Consider the following 233-nt stretch of genomic DNA (forward strand, 5'->3'; position numbering starts at 1 on the left):
CAGGGCCTCGGGGTGCTGCGGTTCGAGGTACAGGGCCTTGCGATAATGGGTAAGCGCTTGGCCGGCATCGCCTTCGGTATCGCTGAGCAACCCCAGCCAGTAGTAAACCTGCGCGGTCGGCGCGAACTGGCTCAAGTAACGCTGGCAAGCGGCGCGCGCCTGCGCACTGGCACCGGCGTTGGCATGCCGGGCAATGCTGGCCAGCAGTTCGGCCTCGCTCTCGCCCTTGCTGT

At 66.5% G+C, this 233-nt stretch carries 1 pseudogene; it reads right to left on the reverse strand.

From position 1 onward, the window contains the following. Positions 1-233, reverse strand: a pseudogene (locus SB765_RS34075) (chemotaxis protein CheR); the annotation flags it as partial.

Source organism: Pseudomonas sp. SIMBA_067 (genome assembly GCF_046534675.1).
Taxonomy (GTDB): Bacteria; Pseudomonadota; Gammaproteobacteria; order Pseudomonadales; family Pseudomonadaceae; genus Aquipseudomonas; species Aquipseudomonas putida.